An 18,679-nucleotide genomic window follows, 5' to 3' on the forward strand; every position below is an offset into this window, starting at 1 on the left:
TTCATGTCCGCGGGAAATCAGTCGGCGAGAATGGATGGGGAGAGAACAGGTTGTCAGAGGAGGGGTGGCTTTGATCCACGGCGATGGCTTTTCCAAAGCAGGATCCATGGCAGCACAAACAGCACAGCGACGCTGGCACCGATCGAGGCCAGCAGAACGATGGTTCGAGTCCGCAGGTGTGGTTCTTCCGGTGGCATCGATTGGTCATTGGCGGATGCCAAGTAAGGGAAGTCCGGTTGGAATCCTTGTGGGTTGGTTGTTGGCCGGGGGAGATGGTCGGCATGGGCATCCGCCAACGAGACCTCGTACAGCAGGCAGTCGCCCTGTTCACAGCAGAGTTTGGCCACGTCATCCGTGAGCAGGCGACCGTTGGGATAGCCCGCCGGTCGCGATCGGCTGTAGATCACGACATCGGGTGCGAAGTCGTAGTGTCGAATGGCGAAAAACGGCGACGCGAATGTCGACAAGACATCTTGAAGCACACCGGGGGCCTCATGCTGTTGACGAATCGCCGCGACATGTTGGCTGGGGTGCAGCGTGTTGAGGAAATTGAATCGGGGCAACATCGTTCGCAATGCCCTGCCAGCATGATCCACTTGTTTGCCGAATCGTTCGGTGGTCGCCCAGACGAGAAAATGCTTCGGATCACCGGGGAGTTGATCGAAGGGGATCTGTTGGACGATCGCCACCACGTTGGTGGATCGAAATCGATGGAAAACGAAGGGGTCGTCGTGAATGCCAACCTCGGCAGATGGCAGTTCAATGGAAGCGTGCTGGCCAACCAATCTGCGATTTTGCAGTTCGATGTCATCGGAGAGTTGATATCGGATTTCGAGGTCGGCCTCGATTTCGGTCGGGCTCAGGACGGTCCCGCCATATCGGTTGAGAGCGTCTTGCTCTGTGAACGTCAGAGCGGGATCCAGATCGAGATGCAGGATGTATCGAAGCGGTTCCAGAGGAAGAGTCTGGGGTGATTCCAGGCTGGGATGAGTGCACAGCACAATCACCAAATGGGCATTGGCCTCATCAGGGAATACGAACAACCCCGTGATGCCGGCCTCTGTGTGAGCGAGCCGAATGGGATCGGCGTGATCGCTCGCAGTTACCGTCTGGGGAAACAGGACCCAGAACAAAGCGAGAAACATGAACCGGTTGAAGTGCTGGCTCATGATCGATCATCCATCGAATGGAAAAGTTTGTCACCAATGTGTTCGCCCAGCTTGCGATAGCTTTCCCACTGGGGCTCATCAAAGAATTGATCGGCTGTCGATTCGTTTGGGAAATCCGGATGCTGGCCACGGTAGTTGCGGACATCCGTCGGCTCGTCGCCTGTGACGGTCGACTTGATGTACAGCATCCACGAACAATTTCGCCCATTCCAAGCTTCGCGATCCGTTGCTTGTTTGGAGGAACGTTGGTCGATGGAGGGCGATCCATACCGAACCTTCAGCAAGGCAGCATGTTTTCCGGATGGATTTCCATCCACGGAGAGCAATTCGTCGAGCGTCCCGAGCATGCTGGCCGTTTCCATTGGCAAGCCCAAGGCCTGAATCAGTTCCGATTGAAGTTGGGCGGGATCGGAGGAGATTTCTTCGATCTCTGCCGCGAAATCGATCCTCGCAATTCGGGTCAATTCGGCGAGCCCACTGGCGTTTTGCCGATGGTCTCTTCCCGCATCGCAAACGATCATCAGGGGAACTCGGCGACGAATGAGTTCGTAGGCACCGGTGTTCTCGAAGTGTCCCCCATCGGACAAGTAGAAATGTCGCCGCCAAGGGCCTGCGAATCGTCCCCGAAGTTCGCCGAGCAGCAAGGCTTGGGTCGCGAAGATTCGTAAGAAGAGGTTCTTGATCCAGGCGAAGATCCCAGCAGGAAACGGGACCAAGACGCGGTGTCCCGACCAGATCCCGCTGTCCCACCAGTACCCCAGTCGAAGGTTGGTCAAGGTCAACAACAAGGACTGGGCCGGGGAAGTCAGACGTCCCATTCCGGGGCTGACCGCGGCCCCAGAGATTGCCATCCATTGGCGGACGTTCAGCGATTCTGTTTTGGCTGCCTCTGTGACCTTGCTCCGCATCGGATGAATTTCATTGGCGTTGCCAATCGGTCGCAGTTCGCTGGTTCGGCAGCCGTTTTCGGTTGTCCAGAGTGAATGCCAGTGCCGGGACAGATTGGTGCCCGCTGGACCAACCGCCATGTTCTCAGCTTGGCGATCTCGCATTCCTCGCTGGCTGGCAACGTCAACGGTTTCATTGACGGACACGTTGATCAGATGCAGTGGGCCACCCGCTTCGTGCGGCGCGTATTCAATGAAGGGGCCGTCATCGCCCGAAATCACGTCGGTGACGCTGCCGCCGGCGGAGTGACGATGTCGTTCGGGATTCACCGCACCCAAAAAGACTCGGGCCAGCCGGGCAGCGTAAATCGTGAGCGGACCACTTCGATTGACAAACGGCAGGGATGTTTGCCGGCCAAGCAACCAACTGAGAAAGACAGCCCCGGCTGCCACCGCGATTCCCTGCCAAAGCGAATACCCGACTTCGAAGCTGATGTGTGAAATCAATGAAATGATCGACAGCGGAATCACCACGCCGACCAAGATCATCAAAACGGAGGAGAGGTAAGGGATTTGGAGGAATGACCGCAGGAGACCGCCACTGTCGGGATTGTTCGTGACGACGAAACTTGCCAACCAGCGTAGGATGGGCGCCAGGGCTAGCAACGCGACCGTGACACTGGAAAGTTGCAGCTGAATCACACCCCATGGTTGCTCTGACTGGAGCGTGGTGTGGGCCAGCCAAAACCCCAAGGAGTCAATCAAGGCCAGGACCAAAATCACGACCAGCGTCGTCGTCCAGAAAGCAAGTCGATAGGTCAATCGATTGGCGCAATTGCAAGTCGAAAGCGACTGTTCGGATCTCCGTGACCTTCTTTTCGACGAATGTCGAACCACGTGAAAACGGACCATGCGATCGCGGCAATCACAACGATCAACGGCAGCGGTTGGCTCATTCCAACCAGTGCCGAGACCCCCACTAAAATCGACGCGACGAACACCGTTCCGACAAAACGTTCATGGTGGTCTTGGGAAACCAGCCAATAAGCTAGCGCCAGTGGCAGTGTCGCTAGCCAGAATGTCAGTTCGGCACTCACCCACCAAAGCGAAGTCTTCCACGGCAGAATGACGTCCGTGATCGGGGTGGCAAGGGCGGTGAAGTGTTGCAGACCAATGTCATGGGCGGTGCCGAGAAACCAGTACCCAATCGCGTTGAAGATCCCAAACAGCGCCAGCAGGAAAAGTCCCAAGACAACGTGCAAGGACAAAAAGTTTCGCCAGAACGCGGCGAAGTTGAACATCGCTTCACCGAAGCCCGTCGGCGCCAGGTAGTTTGCGTAGCGTCGTAGCCAACTGATTGGCGGTGATTGGCAATTGGACAACCCGGCGGCCACTCGTCGTTGGGCTGCGCCGGGAACCTGGTGGTCGGCAAAGCGTCGGCACTGATCGAAGTAGCGGCCTAGAAAGGTCCCTGCATATCCACCTCCCGAGACGGTTGAAAGGATGTCCACATGTCGGAGCCATCCGCAACTCGCCATGGACTGAACGAGCCCCAAGCACAAGGAGGCGCTGCGGATACCGCCCCCTGAAAGTGCAACGCCAAGCGTGTCGCTTGGAAGCGACGAGGGGGCGGCTGAATCGGACGTGTCGCCGGTCGGTTCCACGCCCGGCAATTGCTTCAACCAAGGCAGGTCATTTGGGACGTGGTCATGAGTCATGATTGGGCTCCATCGTTTGGAGGAACGGAGGAATCAAGCCCTGCGACTTGGCGTCTGCGACGGATCAGTTCAGCCTCCTCCCGTTCGAATTCAATTGGGTAGGCACGGCGCGTCGCATGGGCCGTGGAGGATTCCAGCAGCGGAGCGTTGGGATCGGTGGCGAGTTTGTCTGGAAGCGGATGATCTTCGGTCAAAATGTCCGCTGCCTTTTCCGAGAGCATGTAGATATTCGTGACAATGAAGTAGCCTGGGATTTTGGGGAACACGCTGGCGTCAACGATCCGCAGGCCTTGAATCCCTCGGACTTTCAGGCGTGAGTCGACCACCGCATCGGTTTCATCCTGACTGCCCATTTTGCAAGTGCCGGCAGCGTGGTGTCCCCAGGCCGTGTGGCGGATCCATCGTCGAATATCGCCATCAAAACTGCTGAGGCCGGGAAGTTCGTAGGACTCGATGGCACCGCTCTTTTTTCCGTGCAGCAAGATTTCCTGAATCGTTTGCACTCCCTCGACGATCGCTTCGAGGTCCGCGTCAGTGCCGTCCAGAGCATCGTCATGGAGACCCGGGAAGGAGCGGAAATTGATTTCTGGGCGACGGCTGGGATTCCCATCGCGGAGTCGGACGTAACCGTCCTGATGATGCGTTCTGGCTTTCAGTACCACCCAGGTCAGCGAGCGTTTGTGCTTGGAGGCGGCGTCGGTGGGTGCCTTCTCTGGAACACGGGACGAGCCGATTGCCGGTGCGAGCGCCGAGGGCTTTGACCAACCAACCTGGTACCCAGGGAATCGTCCCGCGATTGCAAACATGAACAGATCAGGGGTGTGATCTTCTTTCTGCGACCGTTTGAACAACCCGATCACGCCACCGTTGGTCGCATAAAAGTTATCCTCGATCGGTTGGTCCCCACGTTTCCATGCTTGAAGCACCGAGTCGTTCTTGGCCGCTTCGCCCAAGGAGGTCAGCGAGAGTTCATCCAAGGTGCGGAAGCGATCGGTCAGAGTCGCGACGATGGGGACCTCATAGCGGTCCTGAAGATGACAGCCGACGCCGGGCAAATCATGGATCACTTCGATCTGATTCGTTTGAAGGTGATCCTGGGGGCCGATCCCTGAAAGCATCAGGAGTTGCGGGGAGTTGAACGTCCCACCGGAGAGAATCACTTCCCGGTTGCAGTAGATGGCTTGGGGCTGGCTGAAAGAGTCTGTCGGAATCTCGGAGTGGTTGGGATCCGCTTGGTAGGCATGGGCTTTCAGAACAACCTCGACGCCGATGGCTCTCGGGGTATCACCCGTGCGATCGAAGAGCAACCGGGACACCATCGCATCACCTACCAAGTGAAGGCGGTCGGGGTGCTCCTTGGCGGCATCCAGAAGACGTTCTCGCACGCCGCTGCGTCGACCGTCCAATCCGATCGCGGTTGGGATTTGAGTCAAACCCTCTTGGCTGTGCCGTATTGTTTTCCAGTGGTTGGGGTCGAGGCCGGGAAACGCACGTCCCTTGAGGACTGGCCGGATCCATTCCGCGATTTGATCGGTGCTCGAGTCGGCGCTTTGAGCTGCTGCAGACAGCACGGATCGAAAGAACTGTTTCTCTTTTTTCAAGAACCGCGTGCTGGCCATGGTTGTGTTCAACCAACCGGAGTGGCCATGACGTCCGTCTCGCCAGCCCCCGTGGAAACCGAGTGCGGATTTGAATTTTCCCCACCAGGATCTTGGTTGATCGTAGTGGCAGCATTCGATGCGTTCAAAATAGGCACGCATGGATTCGCCTCGCCACGACGGGTCCCCCGTGAGTTCTGCGATTTCGTCCCAGTCTTTCGGTGGCCCACAGATGGTGATCATGGCGTGGTGGATCGTGCACCCGCCAATGCCCTGGGCACGAGGGTAATAGATGCCACGTTCGTCCGCTTGTTCACCCAGGTGAACCTTGGGGTCGAGGCTGTGTTCCGGATCATGGTCATGGTGTTTGACGAAGTACCGCAGCGAATGCCGCGGGTCCTCGGTTGTTTCCGGATGCAACAGCGGAACCTCGGTGTTTTCCACTGTGGCATCGGGAGGCATTGGTGGTTTGACCGGTCCCATTTCCAACACGAGGACCTGGTACCCACGCTCGGCCAATCTCGCTGCCAGTGGACCGCCACCGGCGCCTCCTCCGACGACGATGAAGTCCAAGGGAGTCGCGTTGGGGTCTTGCCACAGGTCGTTGATCGAACTCATTCTTGGTTGCTCCGCTAAAAGGTTTTGATGAGCTCAATCAGGTCGTTTTTGTCCTGGTCCGTCAGGTCTCGAAGAAAGACAAAGTCATGTCCACGGTCCATCACGTAGTCGGGGCACTTGCTGATTGCGATCAGTTCTGGGGCGACCTCTTGTTCAAAGAGCGTCAAGAGATCCGTGTCGTACTGCTCTGCTGAGGCATCCCGACGCCGCCGAGCTTCCCGCAAATAGCTCTGAAGCTTCTTGCCTGCGGCAAGCTTTTTCTTCAGGGGAGCGTCCGGATCCGTGTTTGCGATCAAGTTGACAGGCATCCCCGCCGGGAAAGGGCCCACGCGAATTTCTCCGCCGCGTCCGGAGAGAAACGTTCCAACGCCGAAGATGAACACCACGCCGATCAGAAGGCTGGCGACACCTGCGTAATTTGCTTGGCGACGCTGTAGATTTCGAAGCGGGAGCTTGCTGTGTATCACCCAGTAAGACGCGAACGCCAAGAGCATTGCGAACAAAACCACTTGGCTTTCGACCCAGTAGAACCGCCATTCAAGAATCTGCTCCCATCGACGGATCGTCCAGAAGAACTTGACAAGTCCAACAAGGACGCCGATGGAGGCGAACGCCAAGGCGGCAGCGACGATCCACTGCACCGCGGAGATTGCCGGTTGTAGCCACTGCTTTTTTCGTTTGAGACGATGCAAGAAGGCGCGGATGGAATCATTCAGAATCAGCAGCACGCCGATGGCGATTGCAAAGAGTGCCGGAACCCAAGGGATCCACGCCAGCACAGTTGGTGGCCAACCGGTGAAACCCGCCAGTGTCGTTGGAATCTGAAAGTTTCGGATGTGCAGATAGGAATCCGCTGACGTCCGCCAAATCAAACCTTGGTCATTGGCATAGTCCGCGGCGGCAACCGACTGATCGGAACGCAGCGCATTGCGGTCGTGGTCTGCTCTGCGATGCGGCCAAAGTAGTTTTTCGATCGCATCGTCAAAGGCGGCGACCCTCCCGGCAACCGAGGGGTCGTTGTTGAAATCGCCCAGTCCATTGTTGTGAAAGAAGGGGGCTGTGGCCCATGCCCCAATCAGTGTGGGGACTCGGTAGTACCCGGGGCCACCGGACGGCGCAAGGTAAGACTTGTCGACTTGTGCAAACGGATCGCGGTAGTCGACCAAGCCGACGGTCTCGAGACCTTTGTAGGTCTCGGATGCGAAGTCTTCCCAGATGTTGCCGTGGATCGCGTTGGTGGCCACCGCGCGAGCCGAGTTGGTGCGAAGCATCGTGACGGGAAGGCGGATGTCAGCGGAGAGATAGTTTTCTCTCCAGAACTCAGGTTGTTCGACCGCTCGTTCTGCCCAGCGTTGATACTGGACCGGGAGTTTTCCATCGCCCCGAGTGAGTCTCCAGCGATCGTTCATGGTCAGCGAGAGAACCTCTCTTTCGCTGACGAGTGGTGCGTTCCCGGCCTCCGCGATCGCTTGGTCGATCAATGCTTCCAGGCTCGGGTCATTCCCCGGTTGAATGCTGGAGTGGCACGCAATGCAAGTTCGTGCGAAGACTTGTCGTCCGGATTCCAACGCAGGGTCACTCGGGACGCCTGTGCCGAGTACCAATTCCTTCCCATCGGTTTCGGCATCCTTGGCAGCTCGGAGTCGGGTGGGATCGCTGCTTTTGAGAAAGAAGGCGGTCATCGGGTCGACACGCAGCAACGTGCCATGCCAGTTCACGGAGTTGGCTTCCGCGTCGGCCAGTTTGAACGGTTCTTGTTTTCGAAAGCCGAGAATCGTGTTGTGGCGTCGAATCCAGTTTTGATGGTAGGAACCGATGTTGAAATAAACGCGAGCCAACGCAACCCACGAACCGACGCTGTCGCTTCCGTCCACCAAGACCCTTGGAACCGATCTTGGATTGCCTTCGAATTGCGGGCTGGCGTCGCGAAACTCCTTTGAAAAGATGGACGGCGGGTACTCCGGTTCGCCCCAAACCCCGGCGTAATGCTCCGACTCGGGGCCGATGGTTTCGGACGGGTTGTGAAGTGCTCGCCGGACACGCCATGACAGCCCGTAAATGGCATTCATCGTGTTGGCGTTGTTGATGTTGTCCGCTGCGATCAGGGAGGTGTCGATCGTTCCGGGAAGCTGCGAGTCCAAGACATGGTAGAAATAGTTGTCCGGTTCGAGTGTGTTGCCGAACGTCTCGCGCACCCGCAAGAACTGGTTTCCAATCGTGCTGGAGAGGTTTTCCCAAGCGGGGGATTCGAAGTCGCTGGGTGGGTTCAACGGGTGCGGCGCGACGTGACAAAACGCGCAGGACATGCCCACTCGAAAGGGCCGGATCGTCTTGGGGTGAGCGGCGTATTCGAGGTCCGTGTAGTAGCGTTCCGCATCCCATCGCCGCCGAGCAGCACCGTCGAACTCGGGGTTCGGAAAGAGCCTGAGACCAACGACCCCACTGGAATAGCCATAGACTCGTGGATCAGGTCCATCGGCTGGGTCATAGCCCGACTTGGTCCCGTGCTTCGGATCGTCGGTTGAGGCAGGTGAGTCGGAGGTTCTTGCAGAGGCGGTTTCCTGCTTGAACGGGCCAGCGTAACCAATGGCTTGATCAAGATGCCGGTCGTAGTAGATTCCGTGAGCAAGTTTGGCTTCGCGGTCGGTGGAGGAACGCATCCCAGGTTCGTTGACCATGCCGGCGCGAGCGAAGCGATCGCTTCGATGACGGCTGTCGATGACCTTGAGGAAATCAATCGTGGCATAGCCGTTGCGAGCCAACCAGTCCCAGAAGGCTTCGTTGCCACCGGTCCACAACAACCAAGCGTTGCGTCCTTTGATCTCCTCTGGTGACAGATCGAGGTCGACCACATTCCCGTCAGCATCTTCCTGCTTGTCCATGCCGTGGAAGTAGTCGCGTTCGGCGAGCGGGAAACGGTCCAGTGCGCCTTGACGGTTAGCGGGATACCCTTCGAGTTTCGGTTCGTCTGGAGGAGCCTCGCGAGAGCATCCGGTGGAGAACGTGAGGCTTGCCAAGGCGATCAGAACCCAAGTCGTCGCGATCATTCGATCACGTTGACCCTTGCATGCAATTGGTGTCATGTACGTCACCTTCCAGGGGATCTTTGGTTATTGATCGTGTAAGTCAGTCACCTTCGGATTGGCTTCCTTGCCCCTGATCTGAGAAATGCATTTCGTCAGCAGACCGATGTTGTTGTCGAAGGAACCGTGGGTCTGTCGGATGGTGTCTGATGTCCCGTGTGAACCCACGCGAGTCACCACATCGGTTTCGGTGTGCACGGTGATGTTCTTGGTCGGAATCAATGGCAGGAAGTTTTCTTGCCAACGCTGGACATCTGGGTTGACTCGATCGCCATCTCGGCGCGACATCGGAATGTGCCAAAAGTCGTTTGGCACCTGGGCGGGATCCGTTTGGTGGAGGTATTCCAAACCCAGCAATGGTTCCTTGTGGTTGATCTCGAGCGCACGAGAGACGAGATAGAGCAAGGACTTTCCATAGCGAGAGATGTTGTCGTCCCGTTCGAGTTTGTCCGACAACACGTGCAAGTAGAAGTCATCCGGTGACAGCACCTCTCGTTCAAAGGCGCGGCCGAAATGGTCGTTTGCGAAATCAGTTGTGCAGGCGGGAGCGAAGAGTCGGCAGGATTGAACCGACATGGATCGTGTTTGCAATCGCCGCAACAAATGGCCAATCGGAAGTGATCCGGCTGAATGCCCGATCAAATGAAGTTCTCCTCCGCCCAGTTCTCCGAACAGTTTCTCGATGGACTGTGCAACCAAGTACATTCCTCGATCACGTGCGATCGCCGCTTGGGCATTCTGCTTCATTTGCGTCCAGATCGGCTTGACGAGCAACTGTTGGCACGCGACTTCGATCGCGCGGTCTGTGGCTTCACTGACCTGTTCGCGAATTGCCTCTCGCCAGCCCAACGAATCCGCTCGGGTGGGCGGACGAAAGAATCGTTGCAGGCTGTCTTCCAAGATGCCGGTGATGGAATCCCGAAAGCTGGTCCGCCAGGTGATGAACAGGGGGTAAATTCCATTGGCAAGGAAGTAAGGTGCCATCTTCTCGATCCGCCGCAGAGAATCGGTTTCGCTGTTCAGGCCGCCATGAAAGAAGACCATCAGCTTGAGCGTGTCCCCAAATTCTTCGCCGAAGTTTTGAAACCAACGCTTGGGCAGTTGGTGGACGATTTCCTCGAGGGCTTCTCCGACCGATTCAAAACCCACCCGTCTTCGCAGTGGGCGACCATCGTTCTCAAGGACAACCGTGAGACCGAAGGCTTCTTCCCGGCTGAGTGGTGAGACCGTGCGTTCGCCGGAATCACTTCGCCCCCAGAACCAACCTGGGTTTCGAGTGGTGGCGAGCGACAGCGAGTCCTTGCGATAACTATGCAGCGTCATCGCTTGCATGACACCGGTGTTGGTGGTTTCATCGTCGACGTGGTTGGCCGCCACAGATGTCGGCGCTCCCATGACCGCGACCCAAGCATCAAGGGCTGAGTTCGCCCAGTCGTCGTAGGGCAAGATTGCGAAACCGTAATAGCCCCAGTCTCCACCCCATGAGTTTTGGACAATGAACCCGCGTGATTCGTAGCCGATGATTGCGAAGGAATGAGCGCCGATGTGGGGGGCCATTGGTGATCGACGAATGACCGGTAACTTTTCGGGGGAAGAAGAGAGCTTCCATCCCTCATGCACTCTTGCCGAAGCGTAGACGGCACCGACTTCGTAGATCGCGGCTTGCAGATCATTGATCGACAGACGGTCGATGCGGTAGTAAGCCCCCAAGGGACGCGAAGCTGCGTCAGCTTGCCAGAGGCTCCTCGCCTCTCCCGTGGGTGGCTTCTTCTCCGGCCACAACGATTTCAAGCACGCACCATGTTTGTGGTAACCTTTGACCGCCCCCCGGCAACTGCTGCCTTCATAGTCTTCGCCTTCCCACTCATCGTAGGTGCGCGCCAGGTGGTAGAGCTGGTAAGGGCTGACCGCTGGCGAGATGGCCTGGTCTAGGTCGATTGCCAACAGACCGCGATCGCTGCGTGGGAGTCGCAAGACCGTGTCTCGCCAGATGACAAAGTTGATGACGGCGGCGAGCCCGAACCCTGTGCAGGCACCCTCGGTTCCCTGGTCGTCGACCAGGGCGGAGAAATAGGGCAGCGCCAACGCAATGTCACGCTCGGTTGGCCAACGACTCGGCAGCGATATCAGCGGTGGCTGATAGGGGCGGTCGCGATGATCGATGCGATCGGGGCGCGCATCGAGCACATAGTCGGTGGAGTCCAGGGAGATTTCATTGCGAGGCATGGCGTGAAGCCCTCGTGCAGATCAAGGGAGAGTTCAAGGGGCGACAACCAATCCGGTCCCAACGTCGGCAGCTGTCAGTCCAGTCGGAATCGAGGCATTGCCGACCAGTTTTCCCATCAGATCGCCGGCATGGATGCGACCGGTTTGTTGAAGAGCTTTTTGAGCCCACAACGCCGCCACACCAGCGACATGCGGTGTCGCCATGCTGGTTCCATTGAGCGACTGAAGTCCACCACCAGGCCAAGCCGAAACCACTTCCACGCCAGGAGCCGCGACATTGGCTCCCGTGTTGGAAAAGCTGGCAATTTCAAATCCCGAGTGATTGGCATTGCGTCCAATCGCGGCCACGGAAAGGAAGCCATCCGCGTTGGATGGCGGTGCGGCTGCGATCTCATAGGCGGGATTGCCGTCGCGAGCACTTTCATTCCCGGACGCCGCCACAACGATGCATCCCGACGGACGGAAGGATTGCTGAGCACGGATGGTGTTGGCGAGACTGTCGTACAGCCGAACGTTGGCTCGGTATCCCTGCAAGGCAATGCTGGTCGCTGCCAAGGTTGGGATCCCGCGAGCGACAAGGTTCTCGCGATATCGTTGGAAGTCCGTGCCAAGCGACATCGAGATCACATTGGCACCCTCTTCCATCGCCCACAGGATGCCATTGACGATCCAGTTGGTGGCTCCGCCGGATTGCCCAAGCACTTTGCCAACCAGTAACCGACTCACGCCCGGGGCAACGCCAATGCGTGTGCTGACAAGATTGCCACAGACGGTCCCCGCACAGTGGGTTCCGTGACCGTGGTTGTCACCGTCGCCCTCTCCGGTGAAGTCACGTTGAGTGATGGACGTGGCGGCGAATGCCGGGTGCCCTGCATCGATGCCAGTGTCCAATACCGCGACGGTGATTCCTTCACCAGTGAAGGCACTGGACGTTGCCCGCACGGCTTCGATGCCCCAGGTCGCACCGCCGGACGAGGCGGATGTTTGGGGATCGAGTCCATTCACGGCGACCGATGCCACTGGTTCAATCAACCGCATCGGCATCACGGGAGCGATCGCTTGGACGTTTCGCTCCTGACTTCGTTGGACCACTTCTGGCATCGTCATCTCGTCCGTGTCGATCGAGATTCGATCTTCCAACGAGGCTTCCGAGATTGTTGCCGGCACCGAAAAGGGATCACCCACGCGAGGTGCCATGTTTTTCAGCACCACGTAAGCGTCCTTGAAACTTGCTGCTTGCCCCTGATCACCGTTCATTTTGCCTGTTCCCGTTTGCGTGATTGAAAGGCAGCCCAGGCACAAGTGACACGCGTCCCAATCGAAAGACCGAAGCGGACGGATGTTCACCCCGCAGAGGGGTCTGCTACCCACTCACTGTACGCTTGGGATACGAGATGGTCAAACTTTTTCTGATCGAAATTCGTTTTTCGATGTGCAAGCAAAAGCTGCTGGTTCACGCCTTGGTTATCAACATGGAAATGCAGCAGGTTCCAATCGATTTCAACCGTGGTTGAGAGAACCGAACGACGATTCGTCCGAGAAAACGCTTCGGAACGCTTCCTGCAAAGCGTCGAGTTCAACGATCCAAACTCGCCAATCAGGAGTGATTTGATGGTCCAATGTTCGATGTGCTGCACGAACATTCACTGGTCGATGAGTCAACTTTCGGGATTTGCATGTGACAAATCTCGAAACGCTGTGTTTGGCTGGTAGGAGAAACGAATGTCGCAAGGTCCGGAAACACGAGCGTCGCTGATTGGCAAGCTGAATGAGCCGACTTCGGAAGAAGTTTGGACGGAGTTTGTCACGATCTATCGGCCGCTGGTGGTTCGGGTCGCCTTGGCGAAAGGGTTGCAGCACGCGGATGCGGAAGATTTGACGCAAGACGTTTTCGCGGCGGTGCGACGGTCGCTGACCAAGTTCGAGTCGCGTGGTAGCGGTTCGTTTCGTGCTTGGTTGTTCCAAATCACTCGCAACTTGGTCGTCAATCATCTGACGCGTTCCAAGGGACCGGTCGGATCGGGTGACAGTCATGTTCAACAGTGGTTGATGCAGCAACCCGAACGAGAGAACGAAACAGCCACCTTGTTCGACCACGAACTGCGTCGTCAGCAATTCCAACTCGCCGCCGATCGTGTGCAACCGCATGTGGCACCCGCGACGTGGCAATCCTTTTGGATGACGGCCGTCGAGGGCAAATCCATCTCCTGTGTCGCGGAATCGCTCGGGAAGTCCGAGGGATCCGTGCGAATGGCAAAGTGCCGCGTGTTGGCTCGTTTGCAACAAGAAGCTCAAGCAATTTCTGGTCAGTGGGAGACGGAAGCATGATCGCACGCATTCGAGATGAGAAGCACGACGGTGGGCTTCACTACGATCGGGAAACGCTCAACGATTATCTCCACGACCGCTTGGACGCGGACACGCAAGAGGTCACCCAGCACATCGAGGTCTGCGAGCAATGTCAGGCTCACGTGGAGCGTTTGGTCACCGATGACGTGACGTGGGAGGAAGTCGGCGAGTTGCTTCGGGAGCCGATTGCGAACGGCGGCGAACACCGCTCGGACGACTTTGAATTCGAGCCCGAAGCCAAGGATCGCTCGAGTTGGATTCAGTTCCTTCAGCCTTCCGACGCGCCCGGATCCATCGGCCGTTTTGCACGGTTCGAGGTTCATCAAATTCTTGGCCGCGGCGGGATGGGAATCGTGATGGAAGCGACGGACACGTCACTCGGCCGTCGCTGCGCAGTGAAGGTTCTCGCACCTGAACTGGCCACGTCCGCCGCCGCCCGCAAACGGTTTTCGCGGGAAGCCAAAAGTGCCGCGGCGGTGGTTCATCCGCATGTGGTTCCAATTCAAACGGTCGACGAACACGATGGCCTGCCCTACTTGGTCATGCCGGTTGTGGATGGCCCGAGCCTGCAACAACGAGTCGATCGCGACGGGCCGTTGTCGTTGATCGAAACGGTCCGCATCGCGTCGCAGATCGCCGATGGCTTGGCCGCTGCACACGAGCAAGGTTTGGTGCATCGCGATATCAAACCCGCCAACGTGTTGCTGGAAAATGGCGTCGAGCGAGTCCAAATCACGGACTTCGGTTTGGCTCGAGCGGTAGACGACGCCAGCATGACTCGCAGTGGCGTGATCGCGGGAACGCCGCAGTACATGTCTCCCGAACAAGCCCACGGGGATTCGATCGATCATCGCAGCGACCTGTTTTCGTTGGGCAGTGTGATCCACTTCATGTTGTCTGGTCGCAGCCCGTTTCGAGCGGAAACGACGATGGGAGTTCTCAACCGGATTGGCAACGACCAACCAAGATCGCTTCGACAAATCAACTCGGATGTTCCCGAGTGGCTTGATACGATTGTGGCGAGATTGCTGAGCAAAGATCCCGACCTACGCTACCAAAGTTCTTCGGAAGTCGCTAAGTTGTTGATAGCTTGGCAAGCTCATTTGCTGGATCCGGCCAACGCCAGAGCACCTGAGTCCGCACCACAAGCCAAGACGCTGGCAAGTCGTTCCGGCATCGGCGGGCGTTTCAATGGCAAGCTGCCTTGGGTTCTTGCCGCCGGGATGTTTGGTTTCTTCGCTTGGACCGCGACCGTCATCATCCTGCAGACCGACCAGGGAACACTCCGGATCGAAAGCTCCGCAGACGCAAACGTGCCGATTGTGATTCGCAAAGGAGGCGAGGTTGTTGAGGAATTGACCGTGACCAGCGACGGTGCATCCGTCGAAGTGAAGGCGGGCGAGTACGTGATCGAGATCGCCGGTGAAGCGGACGGGTTCGAGGTGTTGGACCAGTCCGTCGTCATTCAACGTGGCGAGACACAGGTGGCAAGGATCGCGTTGCTTGCATCAGAAGCCTCCGATCGACCCAGCGCGGGCGACTGGCGAATGGAAGGCAAAGAACCGCCCAAGATCTCTCCGTTCACTCGGATGGAATATGACCACGGAAAAGTCTTGGTTGAATTTGAGTCCAAGACCTATCAGCTGTCAGGTGTGGATCAGTTCACCATCGCAAACCTTGTTCTGCAATCGCGAGCACTTTACGGTCGTAAATGGAAAAAGCGATTGAGTGAGGACTTGGTCGAGTTGCTTTGGGAAATGAATCACTTTCCTGGGGACACGGTGGATCTTCACCTGAAGGATCTAGAAACAGGCGAAAGGAGGACAATCGGAGATGCGAAAATGACTGAGGAAAATCGAAGTGAGCTGTATCGGGACAACGAGCACAATCAACCGGAGAATGACGGCGATGTTAAGTCAACCGACCCACTCGAGAATCGGTTCCCAATGCACTGGGGAGGCGGTCCTGCTGGGTACCAAGTGCTAGTTGATCAGTCAGTCAAACACTCTGGTGAGTTCAGTGCGTCGTTGGAAAGCACCAGTCAATCGTGGCAGCCAAGTTTCGGGACGATCGTCCAAGCGATTCAAGCTTCCGAGTACACCGGAAAGCGGATCCGTTTCAGCGGTTTCATCAAGACAGACAAGACGGAGGCTGCCGGCTTGTGGTTGCGAGTCGATTCTGCCGAGCGTGGGACAGTCGCGTTCGACAACATGCAGTCTCGCCGAATCGAGGGAACCAATGACTGGCAGGAAGTGCAAATCGTTTTGGACGTTCCCAAGGATGCATCGGTGCTGACGTTTGGTGCGATTCTCTCTGGGGCTGGTCGCCTTTGGGTGGATGATTTGTCGATCACGGTTGTTGATCAGGATGTTGAACCCACGCGGCCACCAATGAAGGGGAAGAAACAGGAAATTCAAGTCGCTGAGGGGCTGTCTGAAAGCCCGCTGAATCTTGATTTTGAGTTGGGGGTTGGTTTGGTCCTCATTCGATCCGGCACGAAGAGTGTTTTCGAGCGAGTGTCGGAGGTCTTTTCAGGAGAGAATGATTTTCGGGCAGATTTTGAACCGAAGTGATGTTGGGTTCAGTTGAGCGTCGGACCTACGAGTTCCCGCAAAAATGTAGAACAATTGTCCCCAATTGTTCCACGACGCCCGTCAATTCGCACCCGATCTCACCGAATCAACAAAGCGTTCTGCCGCGTCATCCACCCACAAAGGCAACGCCTACCGCGCCGGCCACTTCCATCCGTGCTGGCTCAGCAAGTCGGCTCCTTCGACAATGGTTTCACCCGTCTCCTTGTTCAGACGCACCGGCACACAGATGTCATCCCGTTCCAGTCGTTCGACGAGATGTTGATTGTGACTGACAACGATGACTTGGCTTCGCTCGGCGGCACGGCAGATCATGTTTGCCAGCGGTCCGATCAGGTCCGGGTGCAAGCTGGTTTCGGGTTCGTTCAACACCAACAACTCCGGCGGTCGCGGTGAGAACAATGCGGCCAGCAACAGCAGATACCGAAGCGTCCCATCAGACAATTCTCTCGCCGTGAGACCACGCAGCATGCCAGGTTGAGTCAGCACGACTTGCATGCCACTCTCGCCGGATTGCACGTAGAGTTCCGAACCAGGGAAGGCTTCTTCAATCGCTTGTTCGACAATGTGGCTGTCGCCGATCTCGCGGATCGTTTGCAGTGCCGCGGCCAAGTTGGATCCATCGTTGGCCATCACCGGAGTGAACGTTTGAGGCGATGGCAGTCGAGCGGGCGCGTGCGAGTCACATCGGAATGTGTCGTAGAATCTCCATCCTCGCAACTGCTCCTTCATCACGATGATCTCGGGAGCCGCGAAAGGATCAGCGTACTCGGTCATCAGACTTGTCCCACGAGACAAGTGCAAGTCGATGTCTTGCCATTTGCCTTTCCCCGATCGGCATCGCAAGTTCGCTCCTTTGCGATCAACGCATAGCGATCTGGCGTCCGGCATCGGCCCCGTCCAGATGCATTCGCGTTTGATCTCAGGGTCACCATCGAACATGGACTGGGAGGGAACCGGGATCCCAAGGTCGATGCAGTAGCTCATCGGATCGGCGGATAAGGCGAGTTTCAATGCGATGGGTTTTCTTCGCAGAGTTCCTTGAACGGGAACCTCACCCCGTTTCATTTCGTTGGGGATCGTCTCTGGGCCAGCCCAAAGGACCGATTCAAACCCACCTTCTTCCGCCAATGATTGATTGAGGTTGCCATTGGCTGCGGAAGCGATCAAACGCAGCGAACGATACAGATTGGTTTTGCCGCTTCCGTTTGGCCCGGTGACCACCGTCAACTCACCCAGTCGCACGGTCAGCGAGCGGATCGAACGGTAGCCGGCGATTGCAATGCGGTGGATCAAGAGAAAGGCACCGTGGGGATCCAGAGTCGGACGTGTTTCTGGTAGCGATGATAGTCTGCCCCGAACCGAATCTGAAGATCGCGTTCTTCGACGGGACGCACAAAGACGTGCCAGACCATTGCCCCGCAAAGTGCGTAGGCGATGACTGGAAGGCGTTGACCTGATCAGGCTTAGTTGTGAAATTGCTCACAGAAGCATGGGACGTTTCTGCTAGGATCGTCCGAAGTGTTTTTCTCGTGTTTGGAATCGAATGGAACAATCTGAATTGCCCGATCCCAACCTCAGTCGCGATCCGTCGGCTTGGGTGAACGAGTATGGCGACGCTCTGTTTCGCTATGCTCTGTCGCGGCTGCGCAATCCGGAATTTGCTGAGGAGGTTGTGCAGCAAACATTCCTGGCTGGGTTGGAGCATCAGGACCAGTTTTCTGGTGTTGGTTCGCAGCAGGGTTGGCTGATGGGGATCCTGAAACGCAAGATCATTGACTTCGTCCGGCAACGGAACCGGTCCGCTCAGTCAGAGGGGCAGGCAGATACACCGGGCACGATCGATCAACGGGACACGTTCTTTGATCGCAGTGGGAAGTGGAACCCAAATGTCCGGGAAACCTTGCTGGAGCCACTTGATGCGGTTGATCGGCAGGAGTTTTGGCCTGTTTTTCAAACGTGTCTTCACTCACTGCCTGACCGTCAGTCCCGGGTTTTCGAGCTGCGAGAGCTGGAAGGACTGGAGACGGAAGAAATTTGTAAGGAATTGGAGATCAGTGCGTCGAATCTATGGGTGTTGCTGCATCGCGCACGTCTTCGTCTCGCCAATTGCATCAAAGTGCGTTGGCTTCAAGAAAAGGTTTAGCCGAACTGGGCCGTCATGTTGTCGTGCAAAGAAGTCTCCCAACTCGTGTCGGAATCGCTCGACCGTCCCTTGCCCATTGGGCAGCGGATTTCGGTTTGGATTCATCTGCGCATGTGCCGGCTTTGTTCCGCCTTTCGCCGTGACCAGATGGTCCTTCGAGAGCGACTTTCCGAGCAACCCGAGCCTTCGCCTGATCAAGAGATGTCCAAAACGGTGGAGTTGTCCGCCGCCGCGAAACAACGAATCGTGGACGCCATGAAATCGCGAGGTTAGGCACTCAGCGGGGAATTTTTT

General features: G+C 57.0%; 13 protein-coding genes. 4 read left to right on the forward strand and 9 right to left on the reverse strand.

The annotated features are described in order from the left end of the window. Positions 1–53: 53 nt before the first annotated feature. The 8 genes from UH5x_RS19315 to UH5x_RS19350 all read right to left on the reverse strand — a co-directional run bounded on the left by UH5x_RS19315 (position 54) and on the right by UH5x_RS19350 (position 12,936). Positions 54–1,169 (reverse strand): hypothetical protein, encoded by a 1,116-nt coding sequence (locus UH5x_RS19315; RefSeq protein ID WP_482633369.1) that lies wholly within the window; start codon positions 1,167–1,169, stop codon positions 54–56. Beyond that, positions 1,166–2,878 (reverse strand): hypothetical protein, encoded by a 1,713-nt coding sequence (locus tag UH5x_RS19320; RefSeq protein ID WP_482633370.1) that lies wholly within the window; start codon positions 2,876–2,878, stop codon positions 1,166–1,168. The genes UH5x_RS19315 and UH5x_RS19320 overlap by 4 nt, the downstream gene beginning before the upstream one ends. Then, positions 2,875–3,774 carry a hypothetical protein gene (locus UH5x_RS19325; protein ID WP_482633371.1) on the reverse strand — a complete coding sequence of 300 codons (900 nt, stop codon included), beginning with the start codon at positions 3,772–3,774 and terminating at the stop codon, positions 2,875–2,877. Before UH5x_RS19325 ends, UH5x_RS19320 begins: the two co-directional genes overlap by 4 nt. Then, entirely contained in the window at positions 3,771–5,990 is a 2,220-nt protein-coding gene (locus UH5x_RS19330) for a GMC family oxidoreductase (protein ID WP_482633372.1), read from the reverse strand. The genes UH5x_RS19325 and UH5x_RS19330 overlap by 4 nt, the downstream gene beginning before the upstream one ends. Positions 5,991–6,004: 14 nt before the next feature. Then, complete coding sequence (locus UH5x_RS19335) at positions 6,005–9,073, reverse strand: hypothetical protein (protein WP_482633373.1); 3,069 nt, start codon at positions 9,071–9,073, stop codon at positions 6,005–6,007. Positions 9,074–9,100: 27 nt separating this feature from the next. Further along, positions 9,101–11,299 carry a C1 family peptidase gene (locus tag UH5x_RS19340; RefSeq protein ID WP_482633374.1) on the reverse strand — a complete coding sequence of 733 codons (2,199 nt, stop codon included), beginning with the start codon at positions 11,297–11,299 and terminating at the stop codon, positions 9,101–9,103. A gap of 33 nt (positions 11,300–11,332) precedes the next feature. Beyond that, positions 11,333–12,556 (reverse strand): S8 family peptidase, encoded by a 1,224-nt coding sequence (locus UH5x_RS19345; protein ID WP_482633375.1) that lies wholly within the window; start codon positions 12,554–12,556, stop codon positions 11,333–11,335. Positions 12,557–12,642: 86 nt separating this feature from the next. After that, positions 12,643–12,936, reverse strand: coding sequence for a hypothetical protein (locus tag UH5x_RS19350; RefSeq protein WP_150122467.1), 294 nt, complete (start codon positions 12,934–12,936; stop codon positions 12,643–12,645). An 85-nt stretch (positions 12,937–13,021) separates the two neighbouring features. Between UH5x_RS19350 and UH5x_RS19355 the strand changes: the two genes are divergently transcribed. Next, positions 13,022–13,627 (forward strand): RNA polymerase sigma factor, encoded by a 606-nt coding sequence (locus tag UH5x_RS19355; RefSeq protein WP_482633376.1) that lies wholly within the window; start codon positions 13,022–13,024, stop codon positions 13,625–13,627. Continuing rightward, positions 13,624–16,221, forward strand: coding sequence for a serine/threonine-protein kinase (locus UH5x_RS19360; protein ID WP_482633377.1), 2,598 nt, complete (start codon positions 13,624–13,626; stop codon positions 16,219–16,221). Before UH5x_RS19355 ends, UH5x_RS19360 begins: the two co-directional genes overlap by 4 nt. Positions 16,222–16,371: 150 nt before the next feature. Here the strand turns inward: UH5x_RS19360 and UH5x_RS19365 are convergent, their stop codons facing one another. After that, positions 16,372–17,535 carry an AAA family ATPase gene (locus UH5x_RS19365; RefSeq protein WP_482633378.1) on the reverse strand — a complete coding sequence of 388 codons (1,164 nt, stop codon included), beginning with the start codon at positions 17,533–17,535 and terminating at the stop codon, positions 16,372–16,374. A 250-nt stretch (positions 17,536–17,785) separates the two neighbouring features. Between UH5x_RS19365 and UH5x_RS19370 the strand changes: the two genes are divergently transcribed. Then, positions 17,786–18,385 (forward strand): sigma-70 family RNA polymerase sigma factor, encoded by a 600-nt coding sequence (locus tag UH5x_RS19370; protein WP_482633379.1) that lies wholly within the window; start codon positions 17,786–17,788, stop codon positions 18,383–18,385. A 15-nt stretch (positions 18,386–18,400) separates the two neighbouring features. Continuing rightward, positions 18,401–18,658, forward strand: coding sequence for an anti-sigma factor family protein (locus UH5x_RS19375; RefSeq protein ID WP_047812622.1), 258 nt, complete (start codon positions 18,401–18,403; stop codon positions 18,656–18,658). The last annotated feature ends 21 nt before the right edge of the window (positions 18,659–18,679 follow it).

This window comes from Rhodopirellula sp. UH5 (genome assembly GCF_056839225.1).